The sequence below is a fragment of the Rhizobium sp. BG4 genome (assembly GCF_016864575.1).
In the GTDB taxonomy this organism is placed as follows: Bacteria; Pseudomonadota; Alphaproteobacteria; order Rhizobiales; family Rhizobiaceae; genus Rhizobium.
The window spans coordinates 884559-908940 of sequence record NZ_CP044126.1 but is presented as its reverse complement, the minus strand read 5'-3'; the positions used below and the strand labels follow the sequence as shown (position 1 = coordinate 908940).

Below are 24382 nucleotides of genomic sequence, written 5' to 3'. Positions count from 1 at the left end.
TGCCGGCGGCTCTTCAGGTGAGCTCTTCTTTGGTCTCCGGTATCTGGTGGTCGAGCGAGGTCATGCGGACCAGGCTCTCCTGCAGCGTCAGCAGGTGCTGGCGCATGGCTTCGCCGGCTCTCGCGGGGTCGCGGGCGGCAATCGCGTCGACGATCGCGGTGTGCTGTCCATAGGTCACCGTGCGCGTCTTGCTGGCGGCGCGTGCCCGCTCGCGGATCGTCTGCCAGGCTTCGTCCTGGCGCACGCGGTTGATGACGTCGAAGATCGTCAGGAAGAACTGGTTGCCGGCCGATTGGGCGATATGGCGGTGCAGCGCGCCGTCCCAGAGCTCGCGGCCATCGGCATCGGTGCTTTCGTAGATCTTCTTGACGAGCTCGTACATGCGCTCGACGTCGGATTTCTTGGCGCGGATGGCGGCAAGCTGAGCGAGCTGCGGCTCGATGCGCAGGCGCACTTCCATGATTTCCATCAGGTCGGTGCCGGCGACGATCGAATCCACATGCTCCCTCCAGCCGTCGGGGCGCCTTCCGGCAAACGTGCCGGATCCCTGGCGGCGCCAGATCAGTCCCTCGGCTTCCAGAACTTCTAATGCGCGGCGGATGGCGCGGCGGCTGACGTCGAGCCTCTCCGAGAGAGCCCGTTCGGTCGGCAGCTTGCCGTCGGCATCGAGGCTGTCCGAGCGCAGCAGCGCACGCAGCTTGTCGAGAGCGTAATTGGAGTTCCCCGTGGTCTCATCCATGTTGAATGGTCCGAACCAATTTCTTATTGGTCCAATCCAAAACCATATTGGTTCGCATCGTCAAGCGGTTTTTTGTGCAATTTTTGCATTGCACAAAAGATAGGCTGTGGATTTCGCTACGCACAAAAAATCCGGCGCCGATGACGCCGGATTGGGCAGATAAAGATGCAAAAATGCTTAAATACCGGCGATTTTGCGCAGATCGTCGGTTGAGCCGGGTGCTGTTGCCAGAACCGGCGCACCCTTGGTCAGCCGTTCGCCCTCGGTCGGGAAGGGGTGGTACCAGCCGCCGGCTTCCTTGACGAGGCAGTAGCCGGCCATGCAGTCCCAGGCGTGCATGTAGGGCTCGTAATAGCCGACGAGACGGCCGGCCGCGACATAGGCGAGCATGAGCGCGCCGGAGCCGTTGCGGATAAAATTGCCGCCGGCCTCCAGCAGGCTTTCCACCATCTTGCCGACGAAGGCGGGCGTGACGTGGTTGTTGGCGCCGATGCCGGTCACGGCGTTGCGGATGGTGCGGGACGGATCGAGCGAGAGCGTCTTGCCGTTCAGCGTCGCGCCCATGCCGAGTGCTGCCGCATAGAGTTCGTCGTGGCAGGGCGCCGATATGACGCCAACGACGGGCACGCCGTCATGCAGCAGGCCGATCGACACGCACCAGTTCGGCATGCCGTTGACGAAGGGGCTGGTGCCATCGATCGGATCGACCACCCAGGTGAAGCCCGATGTGCCGGATTCGAGGCCATATTCCTCGCCGAGAACGCCATCGGCGGGGTAGGCCTCGTTGAAGCGCTTGCGGATCAGGTTTTCCACTTCGCGGTCGGCAATCGAGACCACGTCCTGCGGATCGCGCTTGGTTTCGATGACCAGCGTTTCGCGGCGCTTGAAATAATCGAGCGCGACGGCTCCCGCTTCACGGGCCACGGCTTCGGCCAGCGCGAGGCGCGCTTCAAGCCCGGGTACGACATGCGACGTCATGAAAATCTTCCCTTGATGAAATGCGGGCTCAGCCGCCGATGATGGCAATGCCGCGATCCTTGAAGCCGATCTCCACCTCTGTCAAAGGCGCAAAGGCCCTTTCCACTGCGGGGTCGACGACGAACAGCGTGCCGTTACTGGTTTTGACTTCATATTCTACGTGGTCGCCGAGATAGGCGGCGTGGGTGATCTTGCCGCTGTAGGCGCCGCCGTTTTTCGGCGCCAGCGTGATGGCGTTCGGGCGTACCGCCAGCTGTGCCGGGCCAGGGCGCATGTTGCGGCCGGAAATCCGGTGCGTCAGTCCCTCGACATTGATCGTCGCGTGATCGCCATCGATGCCGATGACATCGCAGGGCACGACATTCGCCTCGCCCATGAAGTCGGCGATGAAGGCGGAGACCGGCTGGTCATAGAGATCGCGCGGCGCTCCCTTCTGGGCGATCTCGCCGTCCTTCATGACGATGATCTGGTCGGAGACGGCAAGCGCTTCGTCCTGGTCGTGGGTGACATAGACTGCGGTGAAGCCGAGCCGCTGCTGCAGCTCGCGGATCTCGGTGCGCACCCGGCGGCGCAGGCGGGCGTCGAGGTTCGACAGCGGCTCGTCGAGCAGCAAAACCTGGGGCTCGAGCACGAGAGCGCGGGCGACGGCGACGCGCTGCTGCTGGCCGCCGGAGAGTTCGGCGGGCAGGCGCTGGCCCATGCCGGCGAGGCCGACGAGCTTCAGGCCCTCCTCGGCGCGCTCGCGCGCCTCCTTGCGTTTCATGCCTGACGATTCCAGGCCGTAGGCGACATTGTCGAGCGAGGTCATGTGCGGGAAGAGCGCATAGGACTGGAACACCATCGAGACGTCGCGCTCGTTGGCCGGCAGCATCGTCACATCCTTGCCGCCGATCAGGATGCGGCCGGACGAGGGGTGTTCGAGACCGGCAAGCATGCGCAGCGTCGTCGTCTTGCCGCAGCCAGAGGGACCGAGCAGGGTCACCAGCGTGCCGGGCTCGATCGTCAGCGACAGGTTGGAAATGGCAGTGAAGGCGCCGAAGGTCTTGCGCACGTTCTCGAAGACGACGGAACCGGGTTTGTTGCTGCTCATGCGGTTTTCTCCTGACCGAGAGGTGCGGATGCGGTGGCCGCCGGCGCTGCCAGCGCGACGCGGTTTTCGCGGCGCAGGCGGCGTTCGCCGACGAGGAACTGGAAGCCGGCGATGACGGTGACCATGACGACGATCAGCGCCGAGGAATAGGCGATGGCGACGCCGTATTCGCCGTTCTCGACGAGGCCGACGATATAGGCCGTGGACATGTTGTATTCGGCGCTGACCAGGAAGATGACGGCGCTGATCGAGGTGATGGCGCGCACGAAGGAATAGACGAGGGCGGCGGTGATCGCCGGGCGCAGCAGCGGCAGGATGACCTTGCGGATCGTCCGGAAGCTGTTGGCGCGCAGCGTCAGCGATGCCTCGTCGAGGCTCCTGTCGAGCTGGCTCATCGCCGCCACGCCGCCGCGCACGCCGACCGGCATGTTGCGGAACACGAAGCAGGCAACCAGGATCAGCGCCGTGCCGGTCATTTCGAGCGGCGGCAGGTTGAAGGCCATGATGTAGCTGATGCCGATGACGGTGCCGGGGATCGCGAAGCTCAGCATCAGCGCGAATTCGAAGACGTTCCGGCCGACGAACTTCTGGCGGACGATGATGTAGGCCGTCAGCAGGCCGACAGCGGCCGTGAGCGGGGCGGAGATCAGGGCGATCTCCATTGTCGTCCAGAACGAATTCCAGGCGACCCCCGTCCACGCCAGGCCGCCGTCATCACGGAACCCGATCGAGAAGGCACGAATGTAGTGTTCTGTCGTCAGCGTGTTATCGAGGCCCCAGGTGCGCACGAAGCCGCCGAACAGGATCATTGCGTAGACGACGATGGTGAAGATCGCCCAGGGGATGACGAGCGAATGGACGGCGATCGAGACGCCGCGCGGCAGCGCGATATGCTGGCCGGAATCGCCCTTGCCGGTTACGGTCGCGTAGCTCTTGCCCTGCAGCCAGAAGCGCTGGGCGATGAAGGCCGACATGGTGAAGACCAGCAGGATCATGGCGAGCACGGCGGCGCGGGCCGGATCATTCTGCGAGCCGACGACGGCGAAGAAGATCTCCGTCGACAGCACGCCATGGCTTCCGCCGAGCACCATCGGGTTGCCGAAATCGGCCATGCTTTCGATGAAGCCGATCAGGAAGGCGTTGGCGAGGCCGGGCTTCATCAGCGGCAGTGAGACGCGCCAGAAGGTGCGCCAGCGGTCGGCGCGCAGCGTCTGCGATGCTTCCTCCATCGACGGGCTGACGCCTTCGACGACGCCGATCAGCACGAGGAAGGAAATCGGCGTGAAGGAGAGAACCTGGGCAATCCAGATGCCGGTGAGGCCATAGAGCCAGCGGCCGGGCTCGATGCCGAGCAGCGAGGAGATGAGCTGTGTCGCGACCCCCGAGCGGCCGAAGAGCAGGGTGAGCGCTAGGCCGACGACGAAGGGCGGCGTGATGATCGGCAGGATCGTCAGCAGACGCAGCCCCTTCTTGTACGGAAAACGGGTGCGGGTCGCGACCAGCGCAAAGCAGAGGCCGAGCGTCGTCGAACCAGCGGCCGTCATGATCGCCAGCCAAAGCGTGCGCCAGGCAACGCCACAGCGTTCGCCGCCGACAACGCAGCCGAGGCTCCAGACCGATGAATCCTGAATATTGGTCAGGAAGCCGTTGGGATTGAAGGAGCCGTCGAAATCCTGAAACGCGCCGACGAACATGCTGCCGACCGGATAGAAGACGAAGATGGCGACGAGGAATACCAGCATGGCGATGGCGCCGACCACGAAGGCGTCGCCCTTCATCACGCCGCGTTCGGCAAGGCCGAAGGCGAAGAAGAACACGAAGACGAGGCCGGTGATGATGGCGCCCGCACCCATCGACGGCTGGCCGTCAGGGAGCGCGCCGAAGAGCGCTTCGGCGAATGTCCAGCTCCAGCCGGAGAGATTGATCGCCAATCCTTCGAGCGTCAGGAAAAGAACTCCCAGGCCGCCTGCCCAGGCAAGCAGCGTGGCGCGGGATTTCGGATCGGGAAGGAAGCGCGCGATGCCGCCAAGCAGAACGAAGACGACGGCGATCGCGAGCCACCATCGGCCATAGGTGGTGATCTGCAGGATGCCGGGCGCCGTGGAGGGATCGCCCAGGAAATCAGACAGCCAGCCAAGGCCGAAGAAGCCGCCTTCGATCCGATACCACGGGAGCAGTATCAGGGCGGCAATGGCGAAGACGAGAGCGATATCCAGTCTGCGATTGTGGTTCTTCATGGGGTCGCTCCCGCTTGAGCACGGTATAGGCATGGCGGCCGGCAGCGCGTGGCTCCCGGCCATCGATTTCAGGAAGATCAGTTCGCCTTGGCGCCGATTTCCTTGTCCCAGCGGGCGAGAAGCGCCTTGCGGACATCAGGGTTGCCGTATTTCGCGAAGTCGTAGTCGATCAGCTTGATGTCCTCGAACTTCGGCGCTTCCTTCGGCACCTCGGCCGACTTGTTGGACGGCAGCTGGAAGGACTTGGCGTCCTTCATATGCGACTGCGCCTCGGCGCTGAGCGCCCAGTCGTACCACTTCTTGGCATTCTCGAGGTTCTTGGCGCCCTTGACGATCGACATCGAGCCGATCTCGTAACCGGTGCCTTCGCAGGGCGCGACCGCCTTGATCGGGAAGCCTTCGACGGTCTGGGCGACGGCGTCATGCATGAAGACGATGCCGATCGTCGATTCGCCGCGGGCAGCCGCTTTCACCGGCGCCGAGCCGGACTTGGTGTATTGCGAGACGTTGGCGTTCAGCTTCGTCAGGTAATCGAATGCCTGGTCCTCGCCCATGATCTGCACCAGCGTCGCCAGCGTGTTGTAGGACGTGCCCGAGGAATTCGGGTTGGCGATCTGGATTTCACCCTTGTAGGACGGGTCCAGCAGGTCGGCCCAGCACTTCGGCTCCTTGAGGTTCTTTTGCTTCAGGATCTCGGTATTATAGCCCCAGCCGAGCGCGCCGGCATAAACGCCGACGGTGCGGTACTTGGCGCTTTCGGCCTGCTTCCTGGCCCAATCCTGCAGCTGATCGAAGAGCGGCGACTTGTATTCCAGCGTCAGGTTTTCCGCTGCTGCCTGCAGATGCGGGTCGCCGGTGCCGGCCCACCAGATGTCGGTCTTCGGATTGCGGGCCTCGGCGCGGATCTTGGCATAGGTCTCGCCGGCGGACAGGCGCACCATGTTCACCTTGATGTCCGACTGCTTCTCGAACAGCCCCTTCATGAGGTCACAGACCTCCTGGTCGGCCGAGCAGATGACGTTGAGATTGCCGGCGGCATGGGCCGAAAAGGCAGCAAAAGACACAGTCGCGGCGAGCATCGCTGCCGCAATTTTAGCTGAACGCATTATTTCCTCCTGGATGTGGCGGCGCCTCCACGCCGATCGCCCTTGCAAGCGTGTGCAAATGCTGCATGACCTAATAAACCCTGTCAACCACTTTTGTCACAAAACTGTCATAAAAGTCCCGGAGGTGGATATTGCACGCAATTGCAATATCGTGCACAGTCGCGTGCAAGGGGAGATTCAGGTGGTCACGAAAGTCTTTGTCAGCGCGCAGGAAGTTGCGGAAAAGGCGGGCGTTTCCCGCTCGGCGGTGTCGCGTACCTTTACGCCGGGAGCAAGCGTCGCGCCCGAAACCCGCAAGCGGGTGATGGAGGCGGCGGAGGCGCTCGGCTATCACGTCAACCATCTCGCCCGCGGGCTGATGCGCAACGAGAGCGGCATCGTCTGCCTCATCGTTTCGGAAATGGGCACGCCCTACCGTTCGTCGCTGATCCGCGCCGTGACGCAGCACCTGCAGAATTCCGGCAAGATCGCCATGCTGATCAATACCGACCGTTCCGACGGCAGTGTTGACCGGGCGCTGCGGCAGGCGATCCGCTACCGCGCCGATGCCTCGATCATTCTTTCCGGCCTGCCCGACAAGTCGATCACCCAGCTCTGCCTGAAGAACGGCCAGCGGCTGGTGCTGATCAACCGCGACGACGACCAGCCGGGGCCGCTCAGGATCAATCTCGACGACCAGGAAGCGGCGGGCCGCATCCTGACGGCTTTCGTCCGTGCCGGCTGTCGGCGGCTCGCCTTCGCCAATTCGGAAGTGGGAACGCCGAGCCTGATGGCCCGCGAACACGGCTTCGTCGCGGCTGCGGCGGCACTCGGCATGGAGGTCGCCGTCGAGCGTTTCGGTTCGACCGTTTACGAGGCGGGCAAGGTCGTCGCCCAGCGCCTACTGACCCGCAAGGAGCGCCCGGACGCGATCTTCTGCGCCAACGACCTCCTCGCCTGCGGCGTGATGGACGCGGCGCGCCACCAGTTCATGATGTCGGTTCCCGACCAGCTCTGCGTTGCCGGGTTCGACGACATCGAACAGGCCTCATGGTCCTCCTACGATCTGACGACGTTTGCCCAGCCGGTCGAAGCCATCGCCCGGGAGGCGGTTGCCTTCCTTGCGGCGCCGGGGGTGGCCGACGAGGAGGCGCAAGTGCAGACTCTGAAGCTTCACGCGGAGCTCGTCTGGCGCGGCTCGATCCGCGGCGGCTGACAGCGTCTCGAAGATTTGTGCATACGATTACACAGATTTTCGAAAGGCGGATATATGCGCGCTGGAGCGCCATATTCGTTGTAATTCAATAATATTTCTTTTGCCTCGATGAATGAAGCCGTCCCGTAACCGGTCGCCATTGCAGCCTGCGTCAAAAGTCAGCTTGAACACGTTTACATTGTCTCGTAGATGTCGAGGCGGCCGGTGCGGTTGCCGAGGCCAGCGAGCGGAATGGACATGTCAGAAAAGCGCGTGCATCTGGTCTTCAAGACCCACCTGGATATCGGCTTCACGGACCACGCGGAGAAGGTTCGCCGCCAGTATCACGAGCGGTTCATCCCGCAGGCGATCGAGACGGGCGCGCATTTCCATGCGGAGAACCCCGAGGAGCCGAAGTTCATCTGGACGACGGGCGCCTGGCTGATCTGGGATCACCTGAATTCGCGTTCTCCGGCCGAAGTGGCAAAGCTCGAGGAGGCGATCGAGCGCGGCCTGATCCGCTGGCACGGCCTGCCGTTCACGACGCATACCGAGCTGATGTCGCCCGACCTTTTCCGTGCCGGGCTCTCCTATTCGCAGGAACTCGACCGGCGCTTCGGCAAGAAGACGATCGCGGCGAAGATGACCGATGTGCCCGGCCACACGCTCGGCATGGTGCCGCTGCTTGCCGAAGCCGGGATCCGTTTCCTGCATCTCGGCGTCAACACTGCTTCGCCGCCGCCCGAAGTGCCTGACGTCTTCCGCTGGCGTGCGCCCGGCGGCGAGGAAGTCGTCGTCATGTATCAGCGCTCCTATGGCGAGACCTATTTCCCGGAAGGCTTTGCGGACGGGCTGAGTTTTGCCCATACCAACGACAATATCGGCCCGCAGAGCGTGCCGCAGACGGCTGAGGCGCTGCGTGAAATCCGCCATCGCGAGCCGGATGCTGTGATCCGCGCGGCAACGCTCGAAGATTACGGCGCACTCCTCTGGGAGGCGCGCGAGCGCTTTCCTATCGTCGATATCGAGCTCGGCGACAGCTGGATCCACGGCAGCGCCACCGATCCGCAGAAGACGGTGCGGTTCCTTTCCTTGCAGCGGCTTTACGACCGCTTCGCCGCTGAAGGCCTGACCAAAAGCCGGCTCGCCTTCGGCCGTGAGCTGGCGATGGTCGCCGAACACACCTGCGGCGTCGATATCAAATCCTATCTGCGCGACGACAAGGCCTGGTCGCGACCGGATTTCGAGGCGGCGCGCAAGAGCGACTACCGCTTTGCCTATGCCGAGCAATCCTGGCAGGAGCAGCGCGATTATCTCGGCAAGGCTGTCTCGATGCTGGAGCCCGAAGATGCTGCCGCAGCCACACAGGCGATCGGCGAACTTGCTGCGCCTGCATTGCCGGCGATCTCAGGAAAAGACACCGAGCTGAAAGTCGGCGATTGGACGATCCGTCTCGATGACGAAAGCGGTGATATCACCTCAATCGGCGCGCCTTCGGGCAAGACGATGCCGGGCCGCGGCGGTGCTCTGCTCGGCTATCGCTATGAAAGCTACGATGCCGCCGATGTCGGCAGGCATATGGACACCTATCTGACGCACCGGCAGGAATGGGCGGTGCTCGATCATGACAAGCCGGGGCTCGGCCAGTCGGGCGCTGCGCTGTCGCAATCCTTCTCGCCGATTCTCGAGGCGGCCACGGGCAACATGATGTTGCTTTCGCTGCCCGAGCGCGCATCGGCTTCATACGGGTCGCCAAGGCATGTTTCGCTGCGGTTCTCGGATGAGGGCGATGCGCTTTCCATTCAGCTGACCTTGCATGCCAAGCCCGCCAACCGCATGCCGGAGGCGAGCTTCTTCTTCGTCACGCCCGCGGGCGAGGCGGAATGGAGCTTCCGCAAGATGGGGCTCTGGCATCGCTCGGATGAGATCGCCGAAAGCGGCGGAGCGCAGCTGCAGGCGGTCAGCGCTGCGCGCTCCGGTGCGCTGCAGATCGAACCGCTGGATACGCCGCTCGCCGCACCCGCAAGCTGGGATTTCATGACCTTCTGCAAGACCCGCCCGGACTTTGCGGAAGGCATCCGGTTCAATCTCCACAACAACAAGTGGGGCACGAATTTCCCGATGTGGTGCGAGGGCGACATCATCGCCCGCTTCCGGCTTTCCGAAATTTAAGTACCTGAAAAATAATAGCAAAGCCAAGCCACGGGGAGCGATCTCCGCGGCTTTTTCGTTGTGGAAAAGTCTTTGCCTTCGCCCGCTTGCGCTAAGTTGGATACTAATATACTACTTCTTGCCAAGCCAATGGGAGGTGGCGACGGGTGGAGAAAAATCTCGGGTATAGGATTGTTGGCATGCGGAGCGCGGCGCGATGAGCGAAGCCCGCAAGAAGCGCTCGCTCGCCGGCGTCACTCATCTCTCGCATCAGCGCGCGGCGGCCCCGCGCGCCGCAACGCTTGTCTACAACGCGCTGCGCGATGACATCATTTCACTGCGTCGCAAGCCGATGGATCTTCTCAACGAGAAGGAACTGGAGGCGCAGTTCGGCGTCAGCCGCACGCCGATCCGCGAGGCGATCCTGCGTCTCTCCGACGATGGCCTCGTCGATGTCTTTCCGCAGTCGGGCACCTTCGTGTCCCGCATTCCGCGCCGGGCGCTCTATGAGGCGATCCTGGTGCGCAAGGCGCTAGAGGATACGACCGTCTCGATCGCCGTCGAGAAGATCACGCCGGCAGGCATCCGTTCGCTGGAGCGCAATCTGGCCGATCTCAGCGCCTGCGTGCGCGACGACGATGTCGCGGCCTTCCATGTGGTCGACAACGATTTTCACAAGCTGATCAGCGATATCTCCGGCTTCCCCGGCATCTGGGCGATCATCCAGCAGGTGAAGGTCCATTCCGATCGCTACCGCCTGCTAACCCTGCCGCAGGAAGGGCGTCTTGCCCGCGTCATCGAGGAGCATTCGGCGGTCATCGACTGCATGAAGGCGGGCGACAAGGCGGGTGCTGCGGCCGCCATGGGTTTCCATCTCGGCAAGCTGCTCGGCGAAGTCGAGAAGGCCGAGATCTGGGATCCGAACTATTTCATCGAGGATGCAAAATCTCCCTTGGCATCCATTGAAGAGAAGGGAAAAAATCAATGAAGATCGATGTCCGTCACGCTTCCCATCCGGAAGCCGTCCGCGGCTACGACACGGAAACGCTGCGCCGCCATTTCCTGGTCGAGACGGTGTTTGCAGGCGGCGAAATACGGCTCACCTATTCCCATTATGACCGCATGGTCATCGGCGGCGCGGCGCCGCTCGGCGAAGCCCTCTCGCTCGGCGCGCCGAAGGAAATCGGACAGGAGACCTTCCTCGCCGAACGCGAGCTCGGCGCGCTGAATGTCGGTGGCGCCGGCCGCGTCGTCGTCGACGGCAAGAGCTATGAGCTCCAGAAATACGATTGCCTCTATGTCGGCAAGGGCGCCGCGGATGTCCGCTTCGAAAGCGCTGACGCTGCCAAGCCCGCCAAGTTCTACCTGGTCTCGACGCCGGCGCATGAGGTTCATCCGACTGTGCTTCTGACGCGCGACAAGGCGCGCCACCTGACGCCCGGCGAAGCGGCGACCGCCAACAAGCGCTCGATCTACCAGTTCATCCATCCGGAAGTCTGCCAGTCCTGCCAGCTGACCATGGGCTTCACGATGATCGATGCGGGCAGCGTCTGGAACACCATGCCGGCCCATACGCATGACCGGCGCATGGAAGCCTATCTCTATTTCGATCTGGAGGCCGATCAGCGCGTCTTCCACTTCATGGGCGAGCCGCAGCAGACCCGCCACATGCTGGTTGCCAGTGAACAAGCGGTCATCTCGCCGCCCTGGTCGATCCATTCGGGCGCCGGCACCAAGAACTACAGCTTCATCTGGGCGATGGCCGGTGACAACAAGAGCTTCACCGACATGGACCATATCGCCATCGCGGATCTGAGGTAGGACGATGGCCAACCCCTTCGATCTCTCGGGCCGCACCGCCATCGTTACCGGCGCCAATACCGGCATCGGCCAGGGCATCGCCGTCGCGCTCGCCGAGGCAGGCGCCTCGATCGCTGCCGTCGGCCGCTCGTCGATGGAGGAAACCGAAGCGCTGGTCACCAAGGCAGGTGTGCGTTTTCACGCGATCAAGGCCGATCTCGGCACGATCGCTCCGGTCAAGGATATCGTTGCGGAGACCATCTCGGTCTTCGGCTCTCTCGATATCCTGGTCAACAATGCCGGCATCATCCGCCGCGCCGATGCGATCGATTTTACCGAGGAAGACTGGGACGCGGTCATCGATACCAATCTGAAGACGGCCTTCTTCCTGTCGCAGGCGGCCGGCCGCCATATGCTGGAAAAGGGCAGCGGCAAGATCGTCAACATTGCCTCGCTGCTATCCTTCCAGGGCGGCATCCGCATTCCGTCCTATACGGCCTCGAAGAGCGGCCTTGCCGGGATCACCCGGCTGCTCGCCTGCGAATGGGCGGGCAAGGGCGTCAACGTCAACGCGATCGCGCCCGGCTATTTCTCGACCAACAACACCACGGCGCTGCGTGAGGACCCGGATCGCAACGCCGCGATCCTGGCGCGCATTCCGGCCGGACGCTGGGGCACGCCATCGGAACTCGGCGGTGCCGCCGTATTCCTGGCATCGGCAGCATCCGACTACGTCCACGGCACCGTCATCCCCGTCGATGGCGGCTGGCTCGCACGATAAGGCATTGGCGCCGGCCTGACCCGCCGCGCACGGAGGAGTTATGCAGTATCAGTTCGATTTCGGGGCGCTCTTGCCCTACTGGCAGGATTTCCTGTCCGGCGCACTGACGACGATCGAGATCACCCTTTTCTCGGTGATCATCGGCATGGGCATCGGCGTGGCCTGCGCGATCGCCCGCCGCTCGAACTCCGCCATCCTGCGCGGCATCGTCAGCGTCTATATCGAAACGGTGCGCAACACGCCGTTCATCGTGCAGATCTTCTTCATCTTCTTCGGCCTCTCGTCGATCGGCTTCCGCCTGCCGATCATCGCGGCATCGGTCTTCGCGATGGTCATCAATGTCGGCGCCTATACGGCCGAGATCGTCCGCGCCGGGATGGATTCGATCCACCCGAGCCAGATCGAGGCGGCCGAGGCGCTCGGCCTTTCGAAATTCCAGATCTACCGCGACATTATCCTGCTGCCGGCGATCGAGCGCGTCTATCCGTCTCTCTCCAGCCAGTTCATTCTGATGATGCTGTCGACGTCGATCTGCTCGCAGATTTCGGCCGAAGAGCTGACGGGGGTTGCCAACAACATCCAGTCGAACACCTTCCGTTCGCTCGAAACCTATTTCGTCGTCGCGCTTCTCTATATCGCGATCACCTATCTGATGCGCGCCGCCTTCTTCGGGCTCGGCCTCATTGCATTCCCGCGCCGCCGCCGGCTCGGGCTTGGCGTGTGAGGTGATGATGCTCGGCGCATTCTCGACCAATCATCTCTTCTACCTGCTGGACGGCCTGCTCTGGACCGTGGTGCTCTCGGCGCTGGCCTTCGTTCTCGGCGGCATTGCCGGCTTCTTCGTCATGCTGGCGCGCATCTCGCGCTTCCGCTGGCTGCGGCGCACGGCGCTGGTCTATATCCAGATCGTCCAGGGCACGCCGCTGCTGATCCAGATGTTCCTGCTCTATTTCGGCCTCGGCGTCTTCGGCATCTCGGTGCCGCCGCTCGTTGCAGCCGGTCTCGGTATGATGGTCTATTCGAGCTCCTATCTCGGCGAGATCTGGCGCGGCGCGGTGGAATCGATCGCCAAGACGCAGTTCGAGGCAGCCGAATGCCTGGGCCTCACCCGCTGGCAGGCATTGCGCGACGTCATCCTGCCACAGGCGCTGAAGATCGCCACGCCGCCGACGGTCGGCTTTCTCGTCCAGCTCGTCAAGAATACCTCGCTTGCATCCGTGGTCGGCTTCCTGGAGCTGACGCGCGCCGCGCAGGTCATCAACAACTCCCTGTTCCAGCCGTTCCTGGTCTTCGGCGTCGCAGCGCTCTTCTACTTCTGCGTCTGCTATCCGCTGTCGGTCTGGAGCCGTTCGCTTGAGAGGAAACTCAATGCCGGCCGCCGTTAAACTCACCAATGTCGTCAAGCGTTTCGGTGCCCTCGAGGTGCTGAAGGGCGTGTCCTTCGAGATCAATACCGGCGAGGTCGTCGCCCTGATCGGCCAATCCGGTTCCGGCAAGAGCACGGCGCTGCGCTGCATCAACCGGCTGGAGACGATCCAGGACGGCACGATCGAGGTCTGCGGCCATCGCGTCGAGGATCCGAAGCTCGATCTGCGCGCGCTTCGCCGCGATATCGGCATGGTGTTTCAGAGCTACAATCTCTTCCCGCACATGACCGTCGCCGAAAACATCATGCTGGCGCTGCGCCGCGTCAAAAGCATGCGCAAGGACCAGGCTCACGAGATTGCCAAACAGGTCCTCGCCAAGGTCGGCCTGTCGGAGAAGATCGACAACTATCCGGAACAGCTGTCCGGCGGCCAGCAGCAGCGCGTGGCGATCGCCCGTTCGCTCGCCATGCAGCCGAAGGTGATGCTGTTCGACGAAGTGACCTCGGCGCTCGATCCGAAACTGACCGGCGAAGTGCTGCGCGTCATGGAAGATCTCGCCCGCGGCGGCATGACGATGATCGTCGTCACTCATGAGATGGGCTTCGCCAAGCGGGCCGCCAATCGCGTCATCTACATGCATACCGGCAAGGTCTGGGAGACCGGAGGGGCAGACATCCTTTCCAATCCGCAGACGCCGGAATTGAAGGAGTTCATGGCCGAAGAGCTGTGATCTCAAAGGAGGAGTACCTGCGCGAAAGCGCGGGGTCGGGTAAACGAGAGAGGAGACTCATATGCCGACGAGAATGATTTCGAAACTGGCGCTCATCGCCGGAGCAGGCCTTCTGGCCTTTGCATCGGTTGCCAATGCCGACGTGCTTGAAAACATCAAGAAGGCCGGGAAAGTCCGCATCGCCGTGGCGATGGGCATTCCGGAATATTCCTTCGTCGATGAAAACCTGAAGCCGACCGGCTCGGACGTCGAAACCGCCAAGCTGATCGCCAAGGATCTCGGCGTCGAGCTGGAGCTGGTGGAAATCACCAACGCCGCTCGCGTTCCCTCGGTGCAGACAGGCAAGGCCGACATGGTGGTCTCGTCGCTCGGCATCACCGAAGAGCGCAAGAAGGCGATCGACTACTCGGTTCCCTACGCGACGCTCGCTCTCGTCGTTGCCGGTCCGGCTGACGCCGCGATCAAGGACTATGCCGATCTCGACGGCAAGCGCATCGGCGTGACGCGCGCCACCACCAACGACCAGGACATCACTGCCAAGGCCAAGGGTGCTGATATCGTCCGCTTCGAGGATGATGCGACGCTGATCACCTCTGTCGTCTCCGGCCAGGTCGATATCCTGTCCAGCCAGTCGGCCGTCATCAACGGCATCAACAAGAAGATGACCGCCAATCCGCTGCAGGTGAAGTTCACCCAGAAGGAGACCAATCTCGGCATCGGCATCCCGAAGGGTGAGACCGCTCTTAAGGGCTGGCTCGACGGATGGGTCAAGACCAATTTCGACAACAAGGTGCTGCGCGACATCTACCGCAAGTACCACAATGCCGAACTGCCCGACGATCTGACCTCGCGCCAGTAACCGGAAAGAAAAACGCCGGGGTCGAAAGACCCCGGCGAATTTTCAGGCGTGGGCCTGTGCCCGCTTCTGATAGACTTCGGGATCGGGGATCGGCACGGCGGCGATCAGCGCCCGCGTGTACTCGTCCTTCGGGTTCTCGAAGATTTCGCGGCGCGTTCCGTGCTCGACGATCTTGCCGCCGCGCATGACGGCGACGTGGTGCGACATGCGCTCGATGACGGCCATGTCGTGTGAGATGAAGAGATAGGCAAGCCCCATCTGCTCCTGCAGTTCCAGCATCAGGTCGAGCACCTTGGCGCGCACCGATACGTCGAGTGCCGCAACGCTCTCGTCCGCGACGATCAGCTTCGGCCCGACGGCGAGCGCACGCGCGATGCAGATGCGCTGGCGCTGACCACCGGAGAATTCGTGCGGATAGCGGGTCGCCGCATCCGGCGTCAGGCCGACGCGGCGCAGCAGTTCGGCGACGCGATCCTGCCGCTCGCCCTTGTTGCCGATGCCATGGATGACCATCGGTTCGGCGATGGCGGCGCCGACCGCCATGCGGCTGTCGAGCGAGGCATAGGGGTCCTGGAAGATCATCTGCGCCGAGCGGCGCACCGGGCGCATCTCGCGCTGGCTGAGGCCGGCGATGTTCCGGTCGTCGATCAGCACATCACCGGTGAACGGGATCAGGCCAAGCGCCGCCTTGCCGGTCGTCGATTTGCCAGAGCCGCTTTCGCCAACGAGGCCGAGCGTCTGGCCGGGCTGGATATCGAAGAAAACGCCGCTGACGGCCTGAACCTGCGGCTTGCCCTTGAAGAAGCGGCCTGCCGGGCTGCCATAGTGGACGTTGAGATCGCGCACGCTCATCACCGGGGCCTGACCCGTGCGCTCCGGCTCGATCTTGCGCGGGGTGATCCGCGGCGGGCCGTCGGTGCCGGCCAGCGCGCCGAGACGCGGCACAGCGGCGAGCAGCTGCTTGGTATAGTCTTCCTGCGGCCGGTTGAAGATTTCAAGCGACGGACCCTGCTCGACGATGCGGCCATTCTGCATGATCAGCACGCGATCGGCCATTTCGGCGACGACGCCCATGTCATGGGTAATCAGGATGATCGAGGTGCCGAACTCGGTCTTCAGCTCGCGCATCAGCTTGAGGATCTGCGCCTGAACGGTGACGTCGAGTGCCGTTGTCGGCTCGTCGGCGATCAGCACCTTCGGGCGGCAGGAAAGCGCCATGGCGATCATCACGCGCTGGCGCATGCCGCCGGAGAGCTCATGCGGATATTGCTTGAGACGGCGGGCCGGATCGGTGATCTGCACGGCGTCGAGCATCTGCAGCGCCGTCGCCTCGGCATTCTCGCTGCCCTGGTGTTCGCGGATCGCCTCGGTCAGCTGCGCGCCGATCGACATGACAGGGTTCAGCGAGGTCATCGGCTCCTGGAAGACCATGGCGACCTCGCCGCCGCGAACGTCGCGCATGGCGCGGTTCGACAGCGTCAGCAGGTCACGCTCGCCAAGCAGGATATTGCCCGAGGTGACGCGCAGCGACGCCTTCGGCAACAGACCCATGATGGCGAGCGAGGTGACCGATTTTCCCGAGCCGGATTCGCCCGCGATGCAGAGCGTTTCGCCACTGGCGAGGCTGAAGCCGACATCCCTCAGGACCGGCTTCAGGCCCTCGGGCGTGCGGGCATCGACGCTGAGATTGCGGACGGAAAGGACCGGCGCGGTGTTCGTAGGCGATGTCACGAAAATACGATCCTTGGGAAGTAGAAGGAAACGACCCAGTTCGGCATGTCGACGATTTCGCTGATGCGCAGATCGCCGCAGACGGAGCAGAGCATATAGGCATCGACCGGGTTGAGGCCGTGTTCGGCGGTCAGCAGGTCGATCATCCGCATGACGCTTTCGCGCGCGCCGGTCATCAGGTCGGGGCCGATGCCGGTGGTGACTTCGTAGCCCATGCCGTCGAGATGGCGGGTCACCGGCTCGGTGGTCGTGAAGCGCGGCGTCTGCAGTTTCGCGTCCTTGACGAGCTCGATCGTCGCTTCGACATTCATCTGGCTTTCGATCGCCGTGCCGCAGACTTCGCCGTCGCCCTGGGCGGCGTGCGTATCGCCGATCGAGAACAGCGCGCCTTCGACCTCGACGGGCAGATAGAGTGTCACACCGGCCGTCAGGTCGCGGATGTCCATGTTGCCGCCGACGCGGCGCGGCGGGACGACGGAGTGCGTGCCGGGTTCTGCCGGAGCAACGCCGATCGTACCGGCGAAGGGCTTCAACGGCACGCGGCCGCCGGGGCCGAAGAGTGCCGGAACCATCGAGTTTGCATCATAGGACCAGACATGCAGCGCCGGATCCTTGAACTGGTCGGCGAGCAGGCCGAAGCCCGGAATATTGGCCGTCCAGCCGATGCCCGACGGAATGAATTTGCGCAGCGTCACCTTCAGTGCATCGCCCGGCTTCGCGCCTTCGACATAGACAGGACCGGAGACCGGATTGATCTTGCCGAAATCGAGATCGCGCAGCGTATCGAGCGTCGCATCGCGGCCGAGCTGGCCGCCCGAGGAATCCATGCATTCGAAATGGATCGTCTCGCCCGGCTTGGCGACGACCGCCGGGGCAAAATCCTTGTTCCAGCCGAAATTGTGCTGGGCGCGGTGAATGGTGTGGGTGCAGGCAATGCACATCTTGTGTGTCTCCCTCGTTCTTATGGCCGCCCTCCCGGAGAACCGGGAGGGCGTTCACCCGTCAGGGCTTATTGATTGACGTAGATGGCGTCGTAATTGATGACGCGGGTCGGATCGATATAGACATTGTCAGCACCGCCCATGCGCAGCGACTTGGCAACGACGCGGCGCTCGTTGATCACGGGAACCCACGGCGCATCGGCCATGATGTCGGTGAAGATCTCGCCCCAGGCAGCGGTGCGCTCTGCGCCCTTGGCCGGGTCGGACATGGAGTCTGCGGCGACCGCGCGGGCGTCGAGATCCTTGTTGCAGTACCACGACCAGTTCCAGCCGCCTGCGACCGCACCCGAGCAACCGAGGATCGGACCGTAGAAGTTGGACGGATCCGGGAAGTCGGCGATCCAGGCCATGCCGCCCGACCAGATCATCGGTGCTTCGCCTTCCGTGCCACCGGCAGAGATGACGTTTGCCTGTGCGAGCGCGCGGACTTCAGCCTTGATGCCGACGGCGGCCAGATCCTGCTGGATCGCCTGGGCGATACGCGGCTGCGGATCGGTGTTGGTCGAGTAGAGCGTGGTTTCGAAGCCATCCGCGAAGCCGGCTTCGGCAAGCAGCGCCTTGGCCTTGGCGACGTCGTAGGTATAGCCGGTGAAGGACTTGTCATAGCCCGGCATCAGCGGCGGCAGCGGCTGGTTGGCAGGCGTTGCGCGGCCGTTCAGGATGCGGGTGACGCGGTCCTTGTTGATGGCCATGTTGACGGCCTGGCGAACCTTGACATTGTCGAAGGGCTTCACCTTGGTGTTGAGCGTGATGTAGCCGGTATGCAGCTGTTCGCCGTCGACGATCATCTTCGGGCCATCGGCCGAATTCTTGATCTCGAGGAACTTGGCCGGCGGAATGCCGTCGCCGGCGATATCGACTTCACCCTTCTGCAGGCGCAGAAGCGCGACGAGCGGCTCCTGGCCGACTTCGACCGTGAAGCTGTCGACATGCGGGACGTCCTTGACGAAGTAGTCCTTGTTGCGTTCGAAGACGAGCTTCTGGCCGATCGTCCAGTCCTTCAGGATGAAGGTGCCGGAACCGACTGGCTTCTTGCCGAAATCGCCGCCAGCTGCCTCGACGGCTTCCTTCGGAACGACGGAAGCGAAGTTGATGGCGAGCACGTGCAGGAAGGTTGCGTCCGGACGCGACAGCGTGAAGACGACGGTGCCCGCGTCAGGCGTCTCGATGCCCGCGAGCGTCTCGGACTTGCCGCCGGTGACGTCTTCGAAGCCCTTGATGGCGCCGAAGAAGCCGGCGCCCGGACCCTGCGTCTTAGGATTGACGGCGCGTTCGATCGAATACTTGACGTCGGAAGCGACGACTTCGCGGCCGTTCGAGAACTTCACGCCCTTGCGGAGCTTGAACGTGTAGGTGAGGCCGTCATCCGAAACGGTGAAGCTTTCCGCCAGCGAGGGAACAAGCTTCGGCGTGCCGGGCTCATAGTCCATCAGGCGGGAATAGAGACTCTTGATCATCGACCAGTTGACCCAGTCGTAACCGATTGCCGGGTCCAGGGTGGCGATATCGTCCTTGTAGGTGACGATAATGTCGCCGCCCTGCTTGGGAGCATCCTGTGCCATGACCGACAGCGGCGCCAGCGCCACCACCGTTGCCATGGTCGTCATTCGAAGCCAGCTTTTGAACATATTGGTTCCCCTTCTTTGGTTGCTGTCAACGTGTACGGATACGCGGGTCGATGACCGGCGCGATGAGGTCTGCAAGCAGGTTGCCGATGACGATGGCGAGCGCCGATGTCAGCGTCACGCCCATGATGATCGGGATGTCGACCTGCTGGATTGCCTGCCAGGCAAGCTGGCCGATACCCGGCCAGCCATAGACGGCCTCGACGACGACCACGCCGCCCATGAACTGGCCGATATCGATGCCGATCATGGCGATGATCGGCAGGATGGCGTTGGGCAGGGCATGGCGGAAGATGATGCGGCGCGACGAGAGGCCCTTGGCCCGGGCGGTGCGCACATAGTCCTGATTGAGCACGTCGATCATCGCCGAGCGCACCATGCGTGCGTACCAGCCGGCGCCAAGGACGCCAAGGGTGGTGGCCGGCAGCACGACATGGGCAAGCGTGCCGTAGCCGCTCATCGGAAACCATCCGAGCGTCACGGCGAAGACGTAGAGAAGCAGGAGTGCGACAACGAATTGCGGGGCCGAAACGCCGACGAAAGAGGCCATCATGACGAGACGGTCGACGAAGCCGCCGCGGCGGATCGCAGCGATCGTGCCGAGCGTCAGGCCGAGGATGACCTCGACGGCGATGCCGGCGAGCATCAGCGTCAGCGTTGCCGGCAGGCGGGCGACGATCAGCGTCCAGACATCGGTCTTCTGGGCATAGGAGCGGCCGAGATTGCCGGAAAGAAGATTGGTCAGATAGTGCCAGAACTGCACCAGCAGCGGCTGATCGAGGCCGAGCTCATGGCGGATATTGGCGACCGTCTGGGCCGTGGCGCTGCGTCCGGCGATCATGCGCGCCGGATCGGCGGGCAGCGCGTAGAGCAGCACGAAAGTGATGGCGGCAACACCGAGCAGGATGAGAAACGCCTGGGCGAGGCGGCGCAGAACGAGGAACATCAGTTTCTCCCCCGCTGCGTCGGATCGAGAATGTCGCGCAGCGCGTCACCGACCAGATTGAAGGAGAGGGCGGTCAGCAGGATGACGATCCCTGGGAAGAACACCAGCCAAGGGGCTGCCTGGAAATAGCTCTGGCTCTCGAAGATGATGTTGCCCCAGGAAGGCTGCGGCGGCTGCACGCCGATGCCGAGGAAGGAGAGCGTTGCTTCGAGCAGCACGGTGGTGGCGATGCCGAGCGTGCCCCAGACGATCGCCGTCGGGATCAGGTGCGGCAGGATATGCATGAAGAGCACGCGTAGATGCCCGGCGCCGAGCGAGCGTTCGGCCATGATGAAATCGCGCTCGGAGAGGCCGCGAGTCTCGGTATAGACGATACGCGCCACCTGCACCCAGTTGACCAGCGCGATGACCATCGCGACGATCCAGAGGCTCGGGCGCAGCAGGGCGGCAAGAACGATGGCGAGCAGCAGCGCCGGGAAGGCCATCATCAGGTCGGTAAAGCGCATCAGTACGTTGCTGGCGAGACCCTTCACATAACCGGCGACGATTCCGACGAGGAGGCCGATCGCAACCGCGATGCCGTTGGCGACAAGGCCGATGACCAGCGAGGTACGGGCGCCGTAAAGCAGGCGGGAGAAGAGATCGCGGCCGAGCGTATCGGTGCCGAGCAGAAACTGGCCGCCGGGCGGCAGCGGCGCACCCTCGAGCGAAAGCCCGTCGAACATCTGGTTGTCAGGATCGAAGGGCGCGATCCACGGAGCGGCAATCGCCATGACGACGACGAGCAGAACGACCACGAGGCCGAACAGGGCCGCGGGCTGGCGCAGCATTTCCTTCAACACGCGCATCAACCGGCCTCCGGCAGGGGCTCGGCGCCGCCGATGATGAAGGCGGCGATCTGCTCCATCGGTAACCTGCGGCGCATGGCGCAATCGCGCAGGATCGCGTAGGCGCGTTCCTCATCGACACGGTGCGCGGCCATCAGCTTTTCCACCGCGGCATGGACGAGGGGGCGAAGGCGCACGCGCTCTTCGAGATATTGCAGCCGTTCGGCATTGTTCTTGCGTTCCTGATGGATCGAGACGGCCATGACCAGCGCCGGATAGACGGCTGACGTGGCGATCGGTTTGGCGATGATGGCGCCGGCGCCCTGTTCCAGGGCCCAGGCGATGCGACCCGGTGCTTCGGAGCCGAGAAGGGCGACGACGGGGCAGGCCGCTGCCGGATCCTTCCAGGGCAAGAGATCGTCCCAGCCCTGGTCGGCATCGACGATGACGAGATCGGGCAGGTCGGTCGCCGCAAGCGGCGCCCATTGCAGGCTGGTACGGATGCCGAGAAGCCGGAGCTGACGGATCAGTCTCTCGGTATTGCTGTCTTCGCGATGGATGATGGCGGCGTGCCAGCCGGTGAAATTCGGGGTTTCCCTCATGAGACCACCCGTAATTTCGGCGAGGCAGTCTTGTTGCGGCCGGTCAGATAGGGATCGGCCGCGAGCGGCGGCCGCGAGGCGACGACGTCGAAGCCGTTTTCGGCATTGATCTGCCCGAGATGGAAGGGCAGCGGCGCATGGTTGGTTTCACGGTCGATGGCGATCGCGCCGAACAGGCTCGGGCGGATCGTCTCGTAGAGTTCGCGGCGCACCGCCGACGGTTCGTCGCTGCCGGCGGCAAGGATCGCATCGGCGCAAAGCTTGACTGCCGTATAGGCGCTGGCGAAGACGCTGGAAACGCGGCGGCTGGCGCCATAGCGGGCCGCGACGCGGATTTTGAAAGAGAGGTTTTCGGAGGTCGACAGATTGTCGAAATAGGAGGCGGCGCAGAGTTGGCCAATCGCCCGGCCGGGCTCGATATCGGCAAGTTCGCATTCCATCAGGTCGCAGCTGACGACGGGGCAGTTCTCCGGCCGGAAGGCCGGATCGCGCTCGGCAAGCTTGCCGATAGCGGCCAGGAAAGCGTAGCTCGACGGGCCGATCAGATTGTTGAGGATGAAGCTCGGGCGGCGCTGCTCTATATCGGCGACGATGCGCTCGACCGCGGTTTCCTCCAGCGGCAGATAACGCTCGCCGAGCACTTCGCCGCCGGCATTGGTGATCAGCTCGCGCGCCAGCCGGTTCATCTCCCAGCCCCAGACATAATTGGCGCCGACGAGATAGGGGCGGGCGCCGAAGCGCGGGATCAGGTGTTCGAAGAGCGGGATCAGATGCTGGTTCGGGCAGCCGCCGACATAGATGACGTTCTCGTTGGCCTCGAAGCCCTCGTAGGGGCACATGTACCAAAGCAACCCGTCATGCTTTTCGACCAGCGGGATGACTTCCTTGCGGGCTGCAGAGGTGATGGTGCCGACGATATGGCGGCAGCCGGCGCGCAGCAGCTGGCGGGCGCCTTCCAGATAGGCGGCAAGATCGGCATGCGGATCGTAGAAGACGGGCTCGATCTTCACCTGCCGGGCGGCGGAGATTTCTGCGAGTGCGAATTCCGCGCCGTCGCGCGCATCCCGGCCCATGGAGCCGTAGGGCCCGGTGGTCGAGTAGAGAATGCCGATTTTCAGCGCGTCGGTCATGCGGAACCCAAAAAACCAAAAGCCCCACGACGCGGGCCCATCGTGGATGGGGCGTCATGGGGCGAAACTGCCCAGCGACTATCGAAGTCATGTGATTGCGGCATGGCTCATCTGCCTAATCCGCAGGCTTGAATAAAATACGGGCATCCGATCTTGTCAAGGCCTTATCCCCTTCTGAATGGCTTCCAGCAAATCTATCCGCCATCCGGGCAGAATTCCTGCTTCACCTCCGGCACCTCTCCGGCCTGCGACCAAAAGAACCTCGCGAAACGGCCGGCTTTCTTCGCCATTGTTTTCAATAGCTAAAATCGCTCCGAGAGCTGCGATGCATGCGCGTTGGTTTGATCTCGATATGGCGGCTGTCACATGACTGTAATGGGCCGTCTCTAGGGCAGCCGCGGGAGGCGAATTCAAGCAGCAGTTTGCCCAGGTGTCTTCATGAAAATCGTCTTCCTCACGCTAATCGCTATCGGTCTTGGCCTCAATGCTGCTTCGCACATTCTATCGCTGCAGCCTTGCGTGTGGGTCGTTCCGCTCTCTGCAGGCATAATCGGAGCGATCGTAAAATTAGGTTCTACGATTCCGGAAGACGGTGAAGGCGACGCGGTCTAGCGGCGCGCAGGCGTTCGTATCGTGAATGGAACCCACCGCATGAATCGGGTGGCATCGCCGACCGCCGCGGGTTGATCATATCCCCTCAACAATCGAGGAACCGGATATGTCGATGCTCCTTTCATTGCACACCATCGCCGCAGAACGCGGCGATGGACTTCATCCAGACCTCGTCGAGGCACTCAAGCGGCAAGCTGTTGCAGACGCAGCGGCAGCAGTGCCGCCCTGCATCCCTTTGTCGGAAGACTGCAGGCCGCTCGAGGCGCTGGATAATCTTCCCATTCAATCGCGCCTGTCCACTGTCAGAGCGTCGCGGCGGCGCGTGCGGCCTGATTGAATGCGCCGGAGATGAAGCGCAGGATGGCCGCAGTTTCCGACAGCGTCTGCTCCGACGGGCGTGCGTTGGCGGTGGAATCAACGAGGAGATGTTTGCGCACCTCTGCATAGGTCTTGCAGGCTTCCAGACCGCGTTCGCTGATCTTCACGGTCTTTTCTTTTCCGGTCCTGCCTGTTGTCAGCAGCTTGGCGGCTTCGAGCTTGCGGATCGCGTAGGTGACGACATGGGTGTCCTCGATATCGAGGACCAGGCAGATGTCGGCGAGTTTCTTCTCGCGGTCGCGATGGCGGATCGAGTGGAGGATGAGGATTTCCATCGGCGACAGACCGGGAAAGCCGGCAGCCGCCATGCAGCGGACGATCCAGCGGTCGAAGGCATGCGAGGCGAGGATCAGGCCGTATTCGATCTCCGAAAGTGCCGGTGAACCGCCTTCTGCGAGATGTGCCGAGGAGACGATCGGGCCGAGCGGCGCGCTGGAAAGGCGATCTTCGCCTTCGTTCTTCTTGTCCGCCACATCGCTCTCCTGTCTTGACGAGAATATATCGTCATTTTATCGATA

Annotated in this window: 23 protein-coding genes; 10 read left to right on the top strand and 13 right to left on the bottom strand. The window is 63.0% G+C overall.

The genetic code is table 11. The features are described 5' to 3' along the window. Window positions 1-13: 13 nt before the first annotated feature. The 5 genes from F2982_RS24355 to F2982_RS24335 all read right to left on the bottom strand — a co-directional run bounded on the left by F2982_RS24355 (window position 14) and on the right by F2982_RS24335 (window position 6150). A complete protein-coding gene (locus F2982_RS24355) occupies window positions 14-739 on the bottom strand; it encodes a FadR/GntR family transcriptional regulator (protein WP_203430197.1) in 726 nt (241 codons plus the stop codon). A gap of 177 nt (window positions 740-916) precedes the next feature. After that, the gene (locus F2982_RS24350; RefSeq protein ID WP_203430196.1) at window positions 917-1717 is read right to left on the bottom strand and encodes an inositol monophosphatase family protein; all 801 of its coding nucleotides are present in this window, start codon (window positions 1715-1717) and stop codon (window positions 917-919) included. Between the two features lie 28 nt (window positions 1718-1745). Next, a complete protein-coding gene (locus tag F2982_RS24345; RefSeq protein WP_203430195.1) occupies window positions 1746-2807 on the bottom strand; it encodes an ABC transporter ATP-binding protein in 1062 nt (353 codons plus the stop codon). Further along, window positions 2804-5044 (bottom strand): iron ABC transporter permease, encoded by a 2241-nt coding sequence (locus tag F2982_RS24340; RefSeq protein ID WP_203430194.1) that lies wholly within the window; start codon window positions 5042-5044, stop codon window positions 2804-2806. The genes F2982_RS24345 and F2982_RS24340 overlap by 4 nt, the downstream gene beginning before the upstream one ends. Before the next feature lie 77 nt (window positions 5045-5121). After that, window positions 5122-6150, bottom strand: a complete 1029-nt coding sequence (locus tag F2982_RS24335; protein WP_203430193.1) for an ABC transporter substrate-binding protein — start codon at window positions 6148-6150, stop codon at window positions 5122-5124. Window positions 6151-6331: 181 nt separating this feature from the next. Between F2982_RS24335 and F2982_RS24330 the strand changes: the two genes are divergently transcribed. The 9 genes from F2982_RS24330 to F2982_RS24290 all read left to right on the top strand — a co-directional run bounded on the left by F2982_RS24330 (window position 6332) and on the right by F2982_RS24290 (window position 15012). Continuing rightward, complete coding sequence (locus tag F2982_RS24330; protein WP_203430192.1) at window positions 6332-7345, top strand: substrate-binding domain-containing protein; 1014 nt, start codon at window positions 6332-6334, stop codon at window positions 7343-7345. 237 nt (window positions 7346-7582) lie between these two features. Continuing rightward, window positions 7583-9496 (top strand): DUF5054 domain-containing protein, encoded by a 1914-nt coding sequence (locus tag F2982_RS24325; RefSeq protein WP_203430191.1) that lies wholly within the window; start codon window positions 7583-7585, stop codon window positions 9494-9496. Between the two features lie 196 nt (window positions 9497-9692). Beyond that, the gene (locus tag F2982_RS24320) at window positions 9693-10463 is read left to right on the top strand and encodes a GntR family transcriptional regulator (RefSeq protein WP_199625548.1); all 771 of its coding nucleotides are present in this window, start codon (window positions 9693-9695) and stop codon (window positions 10461-10463) included. Then, window positions 10460-11296, top strand: coding sequence for a 5-dehydro-4-deoxy-D-glucuronate isomerase (gene kduI, locus F2982_RS24315; RefSeq protein WP_203430190.1), 837 nt, complete (start codon window positions 10460-10462; stop codon window positions 11294-11296). Before F2982_RS24320 ends, kduI begins: the two co-directional genes overlap by 4 nt. 4 nt (window positions 11297-11300) lie before the next feature. Next, complete coding sequence (gene kduD / locus F2982_RS24310) at window positions 11301-12056, top strand: 2-dehydro-3-deoxy-D-gluconate 5-dehydrogenase KduD (protein WP_130280235.1); 756 nt, start codon at window positions 11301-11303, stop codon at window positions 12054-12056. A gap of 40 nt (window positions 12057-12096) precedes the next feature. Continuing rightward, window positions 12097-12780 (top strand): amino acid ABC transporter permease, encoded by a 684-nt coding sequence (locus F2982_RS24305; protein WP_112714435.1) that lies wholly within the window; start codon window positions 12097-12099, stop codon window positions 12778-12780. A gap of 7 nt (window positions 12781-12787) precedes the next feature. Then, window positions 12788-13441 (top strand): amino acid ABC transporter permease, encoded by a 654-nt coding sequence (locus F2982_RS24300; RefSeq protein ID WP_112714433.1) that lies wholly within the window; start codon window positions 12788-12790, stop codon window positions 13439-13441. Beyond that, window positions 13425-14153 (top strand): amino acid ABC transporter ATP-binding protein, encoded by a 729-nt coding sequence (locus tag F2982_RS24295; protein ID WP_112714431.1) that lies wholly within the window; start codon window positions 13425-13427, stop codon window positions 14151-14153. Before F2982_RS24300 ends, F2982_RS24295 begins: the two co-directional genes overlap by 17 nt. Before the next feature lie 61 nt (window positions 14154-14214). Next, a complete protein-coding gene (locus F2982_RS24290) occupies window positions 14215-15012 on the top strand; it encodes a transporter substrate-binding domain-containing protein (RefSeq protein WP_203430189.1) in 798 nt (265 codons plus the stop codon). 42 nt (window positions 15013-15054) lie between these two features. Here the strand turns inward: F2982_RS24290 and F2982_RS24285 are convergent, their stop codons facing one another. The 7 genes from F2982_RS24285 to F2982_RS24255 all read right to left on the bottom strand — a co-directional run bounded on the left by F2982_RS24285 (window position 15055) and on the right by F2982_RS24255 (window position 22874). After that, complete coding sequence (locus F2982_RS24285) at window positions 15055-16743, bottom strand: ABC transporter ATP-binding protein (RefSeq protein ID WP_203430188.1); 1689 nt, start codon at window positions 16741-16743, stop codon at window positions 15055-15057. Continuing rightward, complete coding sequence (locus F2982_RS24280; RefSeq protein ID WP_112714425.1) at window positions 16740-17684, bottom strand: acetamidase/formamidase family protein; 945 nt, start codon at window positions 17682-17684, stop codon at window positions 16740-16742. The genes F2982_RS24285 and F2982_RS24280 overlap by 4 nt, the downstream gene beginning before the upstream one ends. Before the next feature lie 68 nt (window positions 17685-17752). Continuing rightward, on the bottom strand, window positions 17753-19372 hold the full coding sequence (locus tag F2982_RS24275) for an ABC transporter substrate-binding protein (protein WP_203430187.1): 1620 nt from the start codon (window positions 19370-19372) through the stop codon (window positions 17753-17755). Window positions 19373-19397: 25 nt separating this feature from the next. Continuing rightward, entirely contained in the window at window positions 19398-20318 is a 921-nt protein-coding gene (locus tag F2982_RS24270; protein WP_112714421.1) for an ABC transporter permease, read from the bottom strand. Beyond that, window positions 20315-21163, bottom strand: coding sequence for an ABC transporter permease (locus tag F2982_RS24265; protein WP_112714419.1), 849 nt, complete (start codon window positions 21161-21163; stop codon window positions 20315-20317). The genes F2982_RS24270 and F2982_RS24265 overlap by 4 nt, the downstream gene beginning before the upstream one ends. Continuing rightward, window positions 21163-21744: an ANTAR domain-containing protein gene (locus F2982_RS24260; RefSeq protein ID WP_203430186.1), complete on the bottom strand. Its 582-nt coding sequence runs from the start codon at window positions 21742-21744 to the stop codon at window positions 21163-21165. The genes F2982_RS24265 and F2982_RS24260 overlap by 1 nt, the downstream gene beginning before the upstream one ends. Then, window positions 21741-22874 (bottom strand): transporter substrate-binding protein, encoded by a 1134-nt coding sequence (locus F2982_RS24255; protein WP_203430185.1) that lies wholly within the window; start codon window positions 22872-22874, stop codon window positions 21741-21743. The genes F2982_RS24260 and F2982_RS24255 overlap by 4 nt, the downstream gene beginning before the upstream one ends. Window positions 22875-23312: 438 nt before the next feature. On the opposite strand from F2982_RS24255, the gene F2982_RS24250 reads away from it, so the two are divergent. Then, complete coding sequence (locus F2982_RS24250; RefSeq protein WP_203430184.1) at window positions 23313-23486, top strand: hypothetical protein; 174 nt, start codon at window positions 23313-23315, stop codon at window positions 23484-23486. 302 nt (window positions 23487-23788) lie between these two features. Here the strand turns inward: F2982_RS24250 and F2982_RS24245 are convergent, their stop codons facing one another. Then, entirely contained in the window at window positions 23789-24337 is a 549-nt protein-coding gene (locus tag F2982_RS24245; RefSeq protein ID WP_246777580.1) for a winged helix DNA-binding protein, read from the bottom strand. Window positions 24338-24382 lie beyond the last annotated feature (45 nt).

What these genes read in the sequence shown, in the direction of transcription:
- F2982_RS24355 (WP_203430197.1), bottom strand. Translation starts at nt 739, where the DNA reads ATGGATGAGACCACGGGGAACTCCAATTACGCTCTCGACAAGCTGCGT.
- F2982_RS24350 (WP_203430196.1), bottom strand. Translation starts at nt 1,717, where the DNA reads ATGACGTCGCATGTCGTACCCGGGCTTGAAGCGCGCCTCGCGCTGGCC.
- F2982_RS24345 (WP_203430195.1), bottom strand. Translation starts at nt 2,807, where the DNA reads ATGAGCAGCAACAAACCCGGTTCCGTCGTCTTCGAGAACGTGCGCAAG.
- F2982_RS24340 (WP_203430194.1), bottom strand. Translation starts at nt 5,044, where the DNA reads ATGAAGAACCACAATCGCAGACTGGATATCGCTCTCGTCTTCGCCATT.
- F2982_RS24335 (WP_203430193.1), bottom strand. Translation starts at nt 6,150, where the DNA reads ATGCGTTCAGCTAAAATTGCGGCAGCGATGCTCGCCGCGACTGTGTCT.
- F2982_RS24325 (WP_203430191.1), top strand. Translation starts at nt 7,583, where the DNA reads ATGTCAGAAAAGCGCGTGCATCTGGTCTTCAAGACCCACCTGGATATC.
- F2982_RS24320 (WP_199625548.1), top strand. Translation starts at nt 9,693, where the DNA reads ATGAGCGAAGCCCGCAAGAAGCGCTCGCTCGCCGGCGTCACTCATCTC.
- kduI (WP_203430190.1), top strand. Translation starts at nt 10,460, where the DNA reads ATGAAGATCGATGTCCGTCACGCTTCCCATCCGGAAGCCGTCCGCGGC.
- kduD (WP_130280235.1), top strand. Translation starts at nt 11,301, where the DNA reads ATGGCCAACCCCTTCGATCTCTCGGGCCGCACCGCCATCGTTACCGGC.
- F2982_RS24305 (WP_112714435.1), top strand. Translation starts at nt 12,097, where the DNA reads ATGCAGTATCAGTTCGATTTCGGGGCGCTCTTGCCCTACTGGCAGGAT.
- F2982_RS24300 (WP_112714433.1), top strand. Translation starts at nt 12,788, where the DNA reads ATGCTCGGCGCATTCTCGACCAATCATCTCTTCTACCTGCTGGACGGC.
- F2982_RS24295 (WP_112714431.1), top strand. Translation starts at nt 13,425, where the DNA reads ATGCCGGCCGCCGTTAAACTCACCAATGTCGTCAAGCGTTTCGGTGCC.
- F2982_RS24290 (WP_203430189.1), top strand. Translation starts at nt 14,215, where the DNA reads ATGCCGACGAGAATGATTTCGAAACTGGCGCTCATCGCCGGAGCAGGC.
- F2982_RS24280 (WP_112714425.1), bottom strand. Translation starts at nt 17,684, where the DNA reads ATGTGCATTGCCTGCACCCACACCATTCACCGCGCCCAGCACAATTTC.
- F2982_RS24275 (WP_203430187.1), bottom strand. Translation starts at nt 19,372, where the DNA reads ATGTTCAAAAGCTGGCTTCGAATGACGACCATGGCAACGGTGGTGGCG.
- F2982_RS24265 (WP_112714419.1), bottom strand. Translation starts at nt 21,163, where the DNA reads ATGCGCGTGTTGAAGGAAATGCTGCGCCAGCCCGCGGCCCTGTTCGGC.
- F2982_RS24260 (WP_203430186.1), bottom strand. Translation starts at nt 21,744, where the DNA reads ATGAGGGAAACCCCGAATTTCACCGGCTGGCACGCCGCCATCATCCAT.
- F2982_RS24255 (WP_203430185.1), bottom strand. Translation starts at nt 22,874, where the DNA reads ATGACCGACGCGCTGAAAATCGGCATTCTCTACTCGACCACCGGGCCC.
- F2982_RS24250 (WP_203430184.1), top strand. Translation starts at nt 23,313, where the DNA reads ATGAAAATCGTCTTCCTCACGCTAATCGCTATCGGTCTTGGCCTCAAT.